This window comes from Streptomyces sp. NPDC016677, from assembly GCF_055562815.1.
Window position 1 is genome coordinate 46,717 of the sequence record NZ_JBVHEO010000026.1, and the last position, 11,878, is coordinate 58,594.

12 protein-coding genes and 3 pseudogenes are annotated in these 11,878 nt (G+C 69.6%); 9 read left to right on the plus strand and 6 right to left on the minus strand.

From position 1 onward, the window contains the following. Positions 1-90: 90 nt before the first annotated feature. Positions 91-1,194, plus strand: coding sequence for an inositol monophosphatase family protein (locus ACZ3IG_RS35285; protein ID WP_467437279.1), 1,104 nt, complete (start codon positions 91-93; stop codon positions 1,192-1,194). Here ACZ3IG_RS35285 and ACZ3IG_RS35290 read toward each other — a convergent pair. Beyond that, the gene (locus tag ACZ3IG_RS35290) at positions 1,160-1,618 is read right to left on the minus strand and encodes a carboxymuconolactone decarboxylase family protein (protein WP_467437280.1); all 459 of its coding nucleotides are present in this window, start codon (positions 1,616-1,618) and stop codon (positions 1,160-1,162) included. The two genes, ACZ3IG_RS35285 and ACZ3IG_RS35290, sit on opposite strands and share 35 nt — an antisense overlap. 85 nt (positions 1,619-1,703) lie before the next feature. Between ACZ3IG_RS35290 and ACZ3IG_RS35295 the strand changes: the two genes are divergently transcribed. Beyond that, positions 1,704-2,684, plus strand: coding sequence for a pirin family protein (locus ACZ3IG_RS35295; protein WP_467437281.1), 981 nt, complete (start codon positions 1,704-1,706; stop codon positions 2,682-2,684). A gap of 169 nt (positions 2,685-2,853) precedes the next feature. Here the strand turns inward: ACZ3IG_RS35295 and ACZ3IG_RS35300 are convergent. Further along, positions 2,854-3,015: pseudogene (locus ACZ3IG_RS35300) on the minus strand (transposase); the annotation flags it as partial. Between the two features lie 129 nt (positions 3,016-3,144). On the opposite strand from ACZ3IG_RS35300, the gene ACZ3IG_RS35305 reads away from it, so the two are divergent. Both ACZ3IG_RS35305 and ACZ3IG_RS35310 read left to right on the plus strand, forming a co-directional pair. Next, positions 3,145-3,327, plus strand: a complete 183-nt coding sequence (locus tag ACZ3IG_RS35305; protein WP_467437283.1) for a hypothetical protein — start codon at positions 3,145-3,147, stop codon at positions 3,325-3,327. A gap of 256 nt (positions 3,328-3,583) precedes the next feature. Continuing rightward, positions 3,584-3,859 (plus strand): hypothetical protein, encoded by a 276-nt coding sequence (locus tag ACZ3IG_RS35310; RefSeq protein WP_467437284.1) that lies wholly within the window; start codon positions 3,584-3,586, stop codon positions 3,857-3,859. A gap of 896 nt (positions 3,860-4,755) precedes the next feature. Here ACZ3IG_RS35310 and ACZ3IG_RS35315 read toward each other — a convergent pair. Both ACZ3IG_RS35315 and ACZ3IG_RS35320 read right to left on the minus strand, forming a co-directional pair. After that, positions 4,756-5,364: a hypothetical protein gene (locus ACZ3IG_RS35315; RefSeq protein WP_467437285.1), complete on the minus strand. Its 609-nt coding sequence runs from the start codon at positions 5,362-5,364 to the stop codon at positions 4,756-4,758. Between the two features lie 268 nt (positions 5,365-5,632). Further along, entirely contained in the window at positions 5,633-5,788 is a 156-nt protein-coding gene (locus ACZ3IG_RS35320; protein WP_467437287.1) for a hypothetical protein, read from the minus strand. A gap of 151 nt (positions 5,789-5,939) precedes the next feature. On the opposite strand from ACZ3IG_RS35320, the gene ACZ3IG_RS35325 reads away from it, so the two are divergent. Next, positions 5,940-6,179 carry a transposase gene (locus ACZ3IG_RS35325; RefSeq protein ID WP_467437295.1) on the plus strand — a complete coding sequence of 80 codons (240 nt, stop codon included), beginning with the start codon at positions 5,940-5,942 and terminating at the stop codon, positions 6,177-6,179. 28 nt (positions 6,180-6,207) lie between these two features. Here the strand turns inward: ACZ3IG_RS35325 and ACZ3IG_RS35330 are convergent, their stop codons facing one another. Next, a complete protein-coding gene (locus ACZ3IG_RS35330; protein WP_467437288.1) occupies positions 6,208-7,086 on the minus strand; it encodes a 3-hydroxyacyl-CoA dehydrogenase family protein in 879 nt (292 codons plus the stop codon). 102 nt (positions 7,087-7,188) lie between these two features. Between ACZ3IG_RS35330 and ACZ3IG_RS35335 the strand changes: the two genes are divergently transcribed. The 3 genes from ACZ3IG_RS35335 to ACZ3IG_RS35345 all read left to right on the plus strand — a co-directional run bounded on the left by ACZ3IG_RS35335 (position 7,189) and on the right by ACZ3IG_RS35345 (position 9,621). Then, positions 7,189-7,986 (plus strand): acetoacetate decarboxylase, encoded by a 798-nt coding sequence (locus tag ACZ3IG_RS35335; protein WP_467437290.1) that lies wholly within the window; start codon positions 7,189-7,191, stop codon positions 7,984-7,986. Continuing rightward, positions 7,983-8,612: a TetR/AcrR family transcriptional regulator gene (locus ACZ3IG_RS35340; RefSeq protein WP_467437291.1), complete on the plus strand. Its 630-nt coding sequence runs from the start codon at positions 7,983-7,985 to the stop codon at positions 8,610-8,612. The genes ACZ3IG_RS35335 and ACZ3IG_RS35340 overlap by 4 nt, the downstream gene beginning before the upstream one ends. A gap of 121 nt (positions 8,613-8,733) precedes the next feature. Further along, positions 8,734-9,621, plus strand: a complete 888-nt coding sequence (locus ACZ3IG_RS35345) for an alpha/beta hydrolase fold domain-containing protein (RefSeq protein WP_467437292.1) — start codon at positions 8,734-8,736, stop codon at positions 9,619-9,621. 284 nt (positions 9,622-9,905) lie between these two features. On the opposite strand, the pseudogene ACZ3IG_RS35350 reads toward ACZ3IG_RS35345, so the two are convergent. After that, positions 9,906-11,067 (minus strand): annotated as a pseudogene (locus tag ACZ3IG_RS35350) (IS701 family transposase). A 100-nt stretch (positions 11,068-11,167) separates the two neighbouring features. Between ACZ3IG_RS35350 and ACZ3IG_RS35355 the strand changes: the two are divergent. Further along, positions 11,168-11,785 (plus strand): annotated as a pseudogene (locus ACZ3IG_RS35355) (IS630 family transposase); the annotation flags it as partial. Positions 11,786-11,878 lie beyond the last annotated feature (93 nt).

Here is an 11,878-nt window from a genome sequence, read left to right on the forward strand (position 1 = left end):
ACGGCCGGACGGAGGCCGAAGCCGCAGCAGGCGAAAGGGAGGCGGCCCGACCCCTCGCCGCGGCCCTGGGCCGCGCGGCGCACGCACGGCGTGATACCACTGCACTCGGCCGTGGCCCAGCTCACCTCGGGCGCCGCCCGCCCCGCCGGGCCCACTGACGGGGCGGCCCGCCTCCCGGGGCTCCGCGCCGACCCGGTCGTCGTCACTGCCGACGGTGACCTGCCCACCGTACCTACGACCCTGCTCGCGGAGGAGTCCCGGGACGGCGACGGCGCCCCGGTCTCCGTCGCCCGGCCCCCAGGCTCCCCAGCACCCCCCAGGACGGTGACCACCATGACGACACACACCATCACTGCCACCACCGATCCGGCCGTCCACCCGGCCCTCACCGCCGCCGCGCGCGCCGCCCTCGACGCCTACACGGCAGCCCGCGCCGCGCACGACCGTGCCACCCTCGCCGAGGCCGTGGCGACCGGCGCCGACGGCACCCCCACCCTGCGCATCGACCGCCTGGTCGAGGACGCGGTGATCGACGCTCTGCGCCCGCACGGCGTCAACATCCTGTCCGAGGAGAGCGGCTGGCTCGACCACGGCAGCGCCGTGTCCCTGGTCATCGACCCCCTCGACGGTTCCGCCAACGGCGCCGCCGGGGTTCCGCTGACCGCGTTCGCCGCCGCTGTGGCGGTCGACGGCGAGTTCACCGAGGCGTACACGGTGTGGCTCGACACCGGCCGCGCCTGGTGGGCCCACCGCGACCAGCCGGTGCCGTACCGCACCTCCGGACGCCGGGAACTGTCCGGTGCGGCACTGTCCTTGCTCCGCCCGCACACGGCCGAGCCCGGCCCGGCCGCCGCCTGGTGGGCCGCCGCCTCCCGCGCCGCCCGGGTCCGCATCCTGTCCACCACCTGCCTGGAGGCCGCGCTGGTCGCCGAGGGCGCCACCGACGCCTTCGCCGATGCCTGCTCGGACACCCACCGGCTGGTGGACCTGGCGGCGGCGGCCGTCATGGTGCCGCGCGCCGGGGGAGTGGTCCTCGACACCCGGGGCCGCCCCCTGGTCTTCGACACCGACCTGACCCGTCGCTGGTCGGGCATCGTCGCCGCCACCCCGGAACTGGGCGCCGAACTGGCCGACGTACTGACGACGGCGGCGGACGCGGTCACCGCTCCGGCGGCACCGGATGCCGGCTCATGACGGAGACCCGGTTGAACGCGTTGATGGTCACCGCGATCCAGATCACCGCCGATATCTGCGCGTCGGTGAGGACCGCGCGGGCCGCGGCGTAGGCGGCCTCCTGCGCGGGGAGGTCGGCCGGCGCGGTGGTGGCCTCCGCGAGCCCGAGTGCCGCGCGTTCCACGTCGTCGAACAGCCCGGCCTCCCGCCAGGCGGCCAGTACGCCGAGCCGCTGCGTCGTCTCACCCGCGCGCAGTGCCGCGCGGGTGTGGACGTGCAGACAGAAGGCGCAGCCGTTGATCTGCGACACTCGCAGGTTGACCAGCTCCACCAGGGTCCGGTCAAGACCCGCGTCGTCGGCGACCGCCCGGACCGCCTCCGACGTCCGTACCAGCGCCCGGTACGCCTCGGGGCTCTGCTTGTCGATGAAGACACGGCTGCTCAACTCGGACTCCCTGGGGGCCGCCGCCAGGGCGGAGCGGGCAAGTGATTGAAGGTGAAAGTAGCATGAGGGGCGGAGGTGGTCATCGATGAGCAACGTCGAGACGGAACCCGCACGGACTCGCTGCGGACCCACGAAGGACGACGCCCGGCGGCCGGAGGAAGGCCGGGTCGACGTCCTCGCCCCGCGCGACGTCCCCCTGGGCGGCCCGCGGGCCATGACGGTCCGCCGCACCCTGCCGCAGCGGGCCCGGTCCCTGATCGGCGCCTGGTGCTTCGCCGACCACTACGGCCCCGACGACGTGGCCCGCACCGGCGGCATGGACGTCGCGCCCCACCCCCACATCGGTCTGCAGACGGTCAGCTGGCTGTTCAGCGGGGAGATCGAACACCGCGACAGCCTCGGCACCCACGCCTACGTCCGCCCCGGCGAGCTCAACCTCATGACCGGCGGCCACGGCATCTGCCACTCGGAGGTGTCCACCCCGCGGACCACCGTCCTGCACGGCGTCCAGCTGTGGGTGGCCCTCCCGTCCCAACACCGCGACACCGACCGGGACTTCCAGCACTACGCGCCCGAACCCGTGCACATCGACGGCGCGAAGGTCAGCGTCTTCCTCGGTTCCCTGGCCGGTTCCGTGTCACCGGTACGGACCTTCACGCCCCTCCTCGGCGCCGAAGTCACCCTCGCCCCGCACACCACGGTCACTCTGCCCGTCGACCCTGCCTTCGAGCACGGCCTCCTGGTCGACCAGGGCGGACCGCACCTGAACGACACCGCGCTGCACCCCGCCGAACTGGGCTACGTACCCCCCGGCACCGACACCCTGACCCTCCGCAACGACTCTCCCGAACCGTCCCGCACGGTCCTGCTCGGCGGGCCGCCGTTCGAGGAGGAGATCATCATGTGGTGGAACTTCATCGGACGGTCACACGAGGAGATCGTGCAGGCTCGCGAGGACTGGATGAAGGGGAACCGCTTCGGCGAGGTGCACGGCTACGACGGGGCACCGCTGCCCGCGCCGGAACTGCCGAACGCGCCCTTGAAGCCGCGACGAAGGGCGCGCTGACCTGCGGATACGGCGCGCCGCACGTCGGAAGCCACCCCACAGTCCGCCTGAAATAAAATCGCCGGACTCTACGAGCCTCGGGGCATCTCACCCGCGTGGGTGATGATCCCGCTACCTCCTTGCGGAGCTGCTTCAACTCGGCATGCTCGGCGCTGGTCAGCCGGTCGTCGCGTTCGCCGCTGTCCGCCTCGGCCTGGCGGACCCAGCCGCGCAGAGCCTCCTTGTGGATGCCCAGGTCCTTCGCGACATGCGCGACCGGACGGCCGGTGGTGCGGACCTCGCGGACGGCACGCTCACGGAGCTCGTCCGGGTACTTGCGTGGTGCTGGCACTGCTCGTGGTTCTCCTTCGGGCCAGGATCATAAGCCTGGCTTCAGGGACTCCACGAAACCGGGGTCAGCTCAGTCGAAGGCTCCCTGGCCGACTCGGAGGACATCGGCCTGGACGAGGAGGAGCGGACGATGCTGATCGAGGTGCTGGCCAACTTCGCCGGGCATCGCGCCCGCTCCGGCGCACACCGGACGTTCCCCCTCCACGGCCTGCTGGAAGAGGTCGACCGCCTCGCCGACCAGTACGACGACGGCCTGCTGGGCCGACCCGGCCGCCGCCTGGCGGACCGCCTACGCGAACTCACCAGCCGCTGATCCGACGCTGCCGGAAGCCGCAGGGGGTTTCTCCGGGCGCAGCCACAGGGTTACCGCGACGGTGACCCACTGGCCCTGGACCAACTTGACCTCGGATTTCACCTGCTCGGGGCCGAGCAGGCGTTCCTCCACTTCGCGGGCACATCCCGCGGCTGTGGCCGGACCAGCAGGCGGAGTTCACCCTGCGGAGTCGTGTCTTCCCGCGTGCGGTGCCGTTAGCCCGTATGGACCAACAAGCCAATCGAAGGAGTGTCTGATGAACAGCAAGGTACGCGGTATGACCGCGGCGGCGACGCTGGCATTGGGAGTGCTGGCCGGCGGCGCCGGTACGGCGCAGGCGTCGGGTAACGACAACCATCACGAGTCCAAGCCGGAGACCGACTGCCGCAACAGCAGCTACGGGGCGGCCGCGGTCCTGTCCCCGACCTATTACACCCACAACCAAGGTGACAACGTCCGCCAGTGCTCGGCTGCGGATCAGGCCAACCATCCGTCGCTGTCCAGCCTGACCGGTCTGCTCAATGTGATCTGACCGAGATTCCCCGCACGGCGTGCGGTCCGGACAGCCCACGCCCTGATCCGAAAGGCTCGAAATGTCCCTGCCCACTCCTCCCAGGGCAAGCACTCCGGTCCGTCACGTCGGCGCGGGCCGTCGATGGGGTGCCCGCCTCAGCATCCTGGGCGTGACCGCGCTCGCCCCGCTCCTCACGACCGCCCCCGCTCACGCTCAGGGCGTCGACCTGTCGAGTCTTCCAGTAGTCGGAGGTCTTCTGGGTGGCGGCGCCGAGGCCGTTGGGGATGCGCTGGACGAAAGTACGTAGGCCTAAAGAGACCGGAGCACTGATTCCGGCGCCGACGCCCTTTTACCTGCCGGTCGCGCTCAACGGGCCGCCCGTGCGAAGAATGCTTCGACGCTGGCGCGGATTCGGCGCTCCTCGAACGGTCGCGCCTGGCTGTTTTGGGGAATGTCAACGAGATCCAGAAACAGCGCCGGCGGCTCGCAGCGGTGCGCACCGGCCCAATCTGTCGTCCCTGGAGCGGATCAAGAGAGCACCCATTGGGGAGGGTGTCCCGGGTCGGACGGGCAGGTGAAGACGTGCAGGTCTCGGTCACGGCCGAAGCGGAGTCGGGTTCGGCGACGGACTGGTCGCCCCAGATCGAGGCCCTACCTTGCCGGGACAGATTGCGGTCTTCGAGCGGCATCCAGCTGTGGGAGTCGGGGTCCATCTCGCCGCCTCCCGGCCGTCAGCAGGAGCCGCATCGGGGCCCGACAGGACGCGCAGGCTATGTCCATCGGGCCCGTGGACGCCCAGTTGGGAAAGCCGCCGACCCGCCAGCCGGGCGGGATCGAGAGAGCGCCCTGGTAGTTCGGTGCGTCGCGGCCGCCTTCCACCGTCTGGGCGTCATCCCAGGCGTCGATGCGGGCGATCAGATCCGCAGGCAGCGTGTGTCGTCCTCCGCCCACGGATAGGTGTCCACCTCCTCGGGGTGCAGGACACAGGGTTCTGGGAGTTCGTGCTCCCACCGGAGCAACGGCACTTCAGGCGCGGCAGCAAGGAAGCGGTCCGCGCGCTCCGTCTGCGCGGCCAGCCTCCACTGCAGGAGGTATCGGCGCTCGAGGTGAGGGCCGTGCGTGAAGGGGCAGCGGAAAAGCTGCACAAGGTCAGCGCCGCCGGGACCGGCGGCAAGGCCAGGAACGTCCCGGCCGAAGAACTGAGCGAGCCCCACGAACGGCACCGGACCGCCCTGCCCCGGGCTGCCGGCACCGGGCGACGGGCGGCTTTGAGGTGACACGCCCGCGGCCCGGGCAGCGCGGATCTCATCCGGTGCGTATCCCTCCGTCTTGGGCTCGTGCGGCTCGCGGCAGAACGGCCACGACTCGTCGCTGGGCCACAGCAGCGGCCCGCTGACATGGCTGTCGTGCCGCCCGGGCCGCCCCGGCCGCAGGTGCAGGCGGGTCGTCCGCCCTCGGTACGCCGCAAGCTCCGGGAACACGGCCTCCACGGCGACCGGCCTGTCCGGCGTTGTCCTGGTCATAGGCGGAACGTACGCGGCCGGGAACGTGTCACGCGAACGGGTTACCAGGGGGACAGCTGGGAGGTCACATCAGCGTGCCCCGGGCCGAGCACAACCACGTCCCTGACACAAGCACGTAGGGGTTCCCAGATCTCGGCAACATGTCTTCCCGGAGGAAGGGAGCGTTCCTGCCCCTGATCAACAGACGTTCTCGAAACCAACCAACAGAGCCAAACCACTGCCCTGACCAGTTCGAACACGCCTGTACCCCTCGATAAGAGGCGGTTCATCACAGCGCGGCCAGGGCGAAGGCGGCGGAGGTGGCGGAGGCGACGACGAACTGGGTGAAGCCCAGCCACAGCATCGTCGGACGGCCGGCGGCCCAGCCGAGCCGTACGGCGGCGGCGAAGGCGTGCGGGAGGCCATCCGCCAACAGGTGGTACACGCGATGTCCTCGGCATGCGAACCTGCGCGGTAACCGACCTTCTGCGGCAGGGCGGTGGGGGTCTCGGGGCGGTCGCGGGGTCGGCGGGACGTGAGGAAGCCTTCTCTGAACTAGGCAGTTTCGTTTGGATCAGCCGGTCGTTGGTCCGGGTGTGCCGTTGGCTGATGCGCAGTGGGCGCGGATAGAGCCGTTGCTCCCGGACCGGACGCCGAAGCGGGGAGACCGCTGGCGAGACCATCGCGAAGTGATCGACGCGATCGCCTACAAGTTCCAGATCGGAAAGGGCGTCGAGCACGCCGTCGGCCAGTGGCTGCAGGACAATGGCGTCGATCACGGCCCCGGCATCTCCCGCATCGCTGTCGCCGGCGAGTTGGTCGGCGGGTGCGAGTAGTGAGGCCCGACGTGATGCGGACGGTGTGTCAGGCGTTGCTCGCTGCGGTGGCGTAGTCGTCGTAGAAGCCGCAGCCGGTCTTCACGCCGAGGCGGCCGGTGTCGACGTACTCGTGGAGCAGTCGGCGGGGCCCTTCGGGCAGGTGCGGATTCTCCGCGGCGTAGTGGTTTTCGATGTCGAGGACGACGTCCAGGCCGACCTGGTCCATCATTCGGAACACCCCGACCTTTGCGCCGGTGTTCACCTGGAACATCGCGTCGAATTCCTCCGGCGTGGTCACCCCTTCGGCCACGACCTCCAGCGCCTCGCGCTTGATCGCGGCCCAGACCCGGTTGAAGATGAAGCCGGTGCTTTCCCGGCGGGCCTCGAAGGGGTGCACTCCGTAGCGCGGCAGCTCGTTCTTGAGCCGCTCAATGATCGCGGGGTCGGTGGCCCCATCGCTCATCAGGTCGACCGCGTTCTGCGCCGGCGGCATGTAGAAGTGCATGTTCAGCACCCGCTCCTTGTGCTCCACTCGGTCGACGAACAGGCGGGAGGCGTAGGAGGAGGAGTTGCTGGCCAGGATCGTGTCGGCCGGGGCGATCCGGTCCAGATCGGCGAACAGGGTGCGCTTGAGCTCCAGCCGCTCGGGCACCGCCTCGACGACCAGCCACGCATCGGCCAGCGCGGCCTCCAACGTGTCGACGCCGACCACCCGGCCTTCGGTGGCGCCGGGGCGGGCGGCGACCACCTGCGGCAGCTCTGCGGTGACGTAGTTCAGGGCCGCGGTCCGGACGTCGGCAGACAGATCGTACAGGCGCACCAGCCCACCGTCGGAGGCGAACATCATCGCGATGCGGCGGCCGAGGGTGCCTGCGCCGATCACCGCGACCGGGCGAGCGGCGGTCTGGCGAGAAGTGTGGGTCATCACGGGACTCCCTTGTGCGCGTTCGGTCGGGCGGGTTGCCCGACACGCAAACTCGATGCAAACTGTACTCAATACGTTTTGTATCGCAAGGAGAGTGGAGCAGTGCGCGAGTCCGAGGTGGCGCGTCAGGCGCTCACGCCGCTGGGAGTGCCGGTCTATCCGGTGCGGGCGACCCGGTTCACCGACCGGGAGTACTTCAACATCGTCTACCGCACCGACCCCGACGCCCTGCGCACGGTGGTGCCCGAGCCGCTGGGCGTGCCAGAGCCGCTGGTGCGGTTCGAAGTGATGAAAATGGGTGACGTCGAGGGCTACGGCCCCTACCTGGAGTGCGGCCAGGCGATCGCCGTGGGGTTCGACGGCGAGGCGGGCGAGTACCTGCACGCCATGTATCTGGACAGCTTCGCCGCCACGGCCGCGGGCCGCGAGCTGAGCGCCTACCCCAAGGTGGCCGGCAGCCCGGCACTGTTCACCGACACCGGTGCGCTGGTCGGCACCCTGGACCGCGGCGGACAGCGGGTGGCCACCGCGACCATGCCCTACAAGTGGCAGCCCCTCGACCTCGATGCGGCCCGGGCGGAGATCACGGTTCCCACCTTCGCGCTCAAGCAGGTGCCCAACGTGTTCACCGGGCAGTTGCGCGCCTCGGACCTGGTGCGCACCGAGATCACCGACATCGTGGTCAAGGAAGCCTGGACCGGGCCCGCCCGCCTGCAGCTGTTCGAGCACGCGATGGCCCCTCTGGCCGATCTGCCGGTGCTCGAGGTCGTCTCCGCCAGCCACATCCTCACCGACCTGACCCTCAGCCCGGTCACCTCCGTGCACGACTACCTGCACAGCGGCTCGCCCCTCAGCCAGGAGTCAGGCTCGCAGCCGCCGAAGGAGAGGATGGCCCGATGAATCACCCGACCGCCCCCGCATCCGCCCGACCGCCCCGCCAGCGCAAGGCGACCCGCGCGCAGCTGATCGCCGCGGCCGCCGACCTGTTCGCCGAGCACGGCACCACCAACGTCAGCATCGGGGCGATCTGTGAACGCGCAGGGTTCACCCGCGGCGCGTTCTACTCCAACTTCAAGACCGTCGACGACGTCTTCTTCGCCTTGTACGAACAGCGCAACGCCGAGGTTCAGCAGCGGCTGGAGGCGCTGGCCGCCGACACGCCGCCTCCCGGCGAGTCTCGCTTTTCCCTGGAGCCCGTCGTGGCCACGGTGTTGCGGGCGCTGCCCATGGACCCGCAGTGGGTCGCGATCCGCACGAGTTTCGCAGGTCAGGCCCAGCACCGGCCAGAGGTCGCGGCCGTACTGCGCGAACACGCCGAGCAGCTTCGCCGGCACCTCCAGCCACTGCTGATGCACGCCCTGGAGCTCACCGGCCGTCGACCGCTGGACTCCCCGGCAGCCTTCACCCGGGCCGTCATCACCGCGCACGTCGGCGCGATCACTCAGTCGCCGCTCCACGACGACCCCGAAGCCGTCCGCGAAGCCGTCGTCCGCGGCATCGTTCTCGGCCTCACCACCGACCAGTGAACAACAGTGCCTCCGCTCAGCTCAGTGGCTGTTGTCGTTCCGCCCGTGAGGTGAGCGCCTCGAAAAAGCGTGTGGCAAGTGACCTGTCCAGGTGTAAGTCCGTGAACGAGAAGGAGGCACAGTGTCTCTGCTGATGAAAGCGATGGTGCAGGCCCTACGGCTGCGACCGAAGCCTCTCGCCTCGGCCGATGCGATCGCCGCGGAGATCGACCGTGACCGCCCCAACGCGGAGGTGCCGCGCACCCTCCTCAGGGCGTACAACGTCCGCCGGAGCAGCATCGAGGGCATGCCGGTCATCACGCTCACCCCGAAGGGTGTTGACCCCGAGGGGGAGCTGCTCTACACGCACGGCGGCGCGTACGTGCACCCGCTGGTCACACCGCACTGGCACATCATCGGAAACCTGGGGCTGACCACCCCGCTGCGCGTGACTGTCCCTCTGTACGCGCTCGCCCCCGAGCACACCGGCGACGAGACCTACCCCAAGCTCCACAAGCTCTACGACAGCCTGACCGAATCCGGATTGCCGCTGATCACCGCGGGCGACTCAGCCGGCGGCGCCCTCACCATGGCGCTCACCATCCGCGCCCGGGACGACCACCGTCCTCTTCCCGGCGCGGTCCTGCTGTTCTCGCCCTGTGCAGACGCGACCCTGACCAACCCCGACATCCCAGCCATCGAGCCGCGAGACCCCATGCTCGGCAGCGAAGGAGCGCGATGGGCCATGAGCCGCTGGGCCGGCGACCGCCCCCTGCAACACCCCTGGCTCAGCCCGGTCAACGACAGCCTGCGTGCCCTGCCCCGGATCTCCGTCTTCCACGGCGAACGCGACATTCTGTGCCCCGACGCCAAGAAGATGGTCGCCAAGGCCAAGACCACCGGCACCAATGCCGAGATCAACCTCTACCCCGACGCCTTCCACGTCTTCGTCGGCCTGCCACAACTTCCCGAATCGCGGGCAGCCCTCGCCCACGCCAGAGGGATCATCAAAACCGTCACCGCGACCTGACCCCACCACGAGGCGGACGCCGCCCCGGGCCGCGCTGCCCGTCCCCGTCGTCAGGCGTTCTCTGAGTCGGGAACTCTGTTCAGATATGAGGCGAGTCGTTCGAGGATCTCGTCTGCGGTCCTAGTACTGCAACGGTGCTTGTCGTGGCTGGTGGCCAGGTCTGGGGATGTGTCCGGGTCGTTTGTAGTGGCTGGTGCGGGCCTGGTGTTGTCGTCGGCGGCGCCAGGTCGATCAGTGCGGGATGTGCTCGACGGGTGTGGGCCGGCGGCTGGTGAGGCGGGTGATCAGCCGTCGTATCTCGGCGGGGCTGAGGTGGATGAGCTGGGAGGATCCGTTTCTGCTTTCCCGGCATCCAGCTCTCGGGCTCGCAGGACGGTCAGGCAGGCGTGGGCGGCCATGGCGAGGGTCATGTGGCGGTGCCATCCGGGGTAGCGGCGGACCGGGTAGTCGTCCAGTCCGCATTCCTGCTTGGCGCTCTGGAAGCACTCTTCGATGGCCCACCGGCTGCCCGCGATGCGGATCAGGTCTTTCAGTGTGGTGCCGGCGGGGCAGTAGGCGATGTAGTAGGAGATCTCCTGCGGGCGGTGCGACGCTGCGGCGGGCGATCACCCAGTGGCGGCGGTCGGGCCGGTGCCACGGTCTGACTTCGACGCGTGCTCAGTCGTAGATCCGCGGGCCGTGAGCCCCGCTGCCGCAGGAACGACGTTTCCATTTCTGCCGGGCAAGGCCGTTGAACAGGTCGTGGACGGGGTGGTCGATCGCCCAGCGGGTGACCACGGTGTCGTGGCGGGGGGTGGCCATGACGTGGAAGACGTCCGCCCGCTCCAGCTCGGACCGCCAGCCCTTGGAGAAGCCGTAGGCGGCATCCGCGGTCACCCACCGGAACGGGATCTTGTCCGCGATAGCGCGGCGGACCATCGCCTTGGCCATGGTTTCGGAGGCGACCTCGTCGCCGATGCCGGCCCGGTGGCATCTTTCCCGGTCGTCGGTCCACGAGGTGAGCAGATACAGACGCCGGTCGATCAGCGTCCGCCCACGGTCGGTGGCATAGGCGAGGAAGACGCCGACCTGGCAGTTCTCCGTCCGCCCAGCGGTGCCGGAGTACTGCCGCTGCACTCCTGCCGACCGAGCCCCCTTCTTCAAAAAGCCCGTGTCGTCCACGACGAGGACCGCGTCCGGGTCGCCGAGATTGTCGGCCACGTACCGGCGCACGTCGTCGAGGACCTCGTCGGCGTCCCACTCGATCCGGTTCAGCATCCGGTGGATGCGGTCCGGGCCCGCGGGGCCGGCTTCCTCCGCCAGCGTCCAGCCGTTCTTCCGCTGCAGCGGAGCGATCAGGCCCCGCATATAAGCCAGTGCGGAGTTCCGGGGCTCCGACCTGCTGAAACGGTGCACGGCCTCCAGTTCACCCGCCCACAACCTGACATCAGCAAGGTCCCCACCCACAACCACACCAACGACCAACCTGGCCACCAGTCACGACAAGCACCGTTGCAGTACTAGTCTTCTGAGTCAGGAATTCTATTCAGATGTGTAGGGTCGCCTGGTGGCGCGTACTGGGCGGCCGAAGGCCGAGTTGATCCTGTCGGATGAGGAGCGGGCTGCGCTGGAGGGGTGGGTGCGGCGCCTTACCCCGCAGGCGTGGGCTTTGCGGTGCCGGATCATCCTGGCCTGCGCGACCGGCGCGTCCAACACGGACGTGGCCGCACAGCTCGGTTCGACACCCCATGCGGTGGGCCGCTGGCGAAAGCGGTTCGTTGAACACCGGATCGCCGGGCTGGGTGACATGCCGCGGTCCGGCGGGCCCCGGACGGTCACCGACGAGCAGGTCGCCGCGGTGGTGAAGCGGACACTGGAGACCGCGCCGAAGAACGTTACGCACTGGTCGACGCGGGCGATGGCCACGGAGATGGGTCTGTCGCAGTCGACCGTGTCGCGGATCTGGCGGGCCTTCGGCCTGCAGCCACACCGCACCGAGACGTTCAAGCTGTCGACGGACCCGTGCTTCGTCGACAAGGCGCACGACGTGGTCGGCCTCTGTCTGGACCCGCCCGAGCGGGCCTTGGTGTTCTGTGTCGACGAGAAGTCGCAGATCCAGGCCCTGGACCGGTCCCAGCCGGTGCTGCCGATGATGCCCGGCGTCCCGCAGCGGGTCACCCACGACTAGGCAGTTTCGTTTGGATCACCGCGCTGACCAGAGGAAGATGCCCGCGATGTGGAGTCCGGCGAGGTAGATGGTCGCGGTCTTCTCGTAGCG

Bases quoted from the DNA above. Each gene is read 5' to 3' on its own strand.
- ACZ3IG_RS35295 (WP_467437281.1), top strand. From the start codon at position 1,704: ATGAGCAACGTCGAGACGGAACCCGCACGGACTCGCTGCGGACCCACG.
- ACZ3IG_RS35305 (WP_467437283.1), top strand. From the start codon at position 3,145: ATGCTGATCGAGGTGCTGGCCAACTTCGCCGGGCATCGCGCCCGCTCC.
- ACZ3IG_RS35310 (WP_467437284.1), top strand. From the start codon at position 3,584: ATGAACAGCAAGGTACGCGGTATGACCGCGGCGGCGACGCTGGCATTG.
- ACZ3IG_RS35315 (WP_467437285.1), bottom strand. From the start codon at position 5,364: ATGACCAGGACAACGCCGGACAGGCCGGTCGCCGTGGAGGCCGTGTTC.
- ACZ3IG_RS35330 (WP_467437288.1), bottom strand. From the start codon at position 7,086: ATGACCCACACTTCTCGCCAGACCGCCGCTCGCCCGGTCGCGGTGATC.
- ACZ3IG_RS35340 (WP_467437291.1), top strand. From the start codon at position 7,983: ATGAATCACCCGACCGCCCCCGCATCCGCCCGACCGCCCCGCCAGCGC.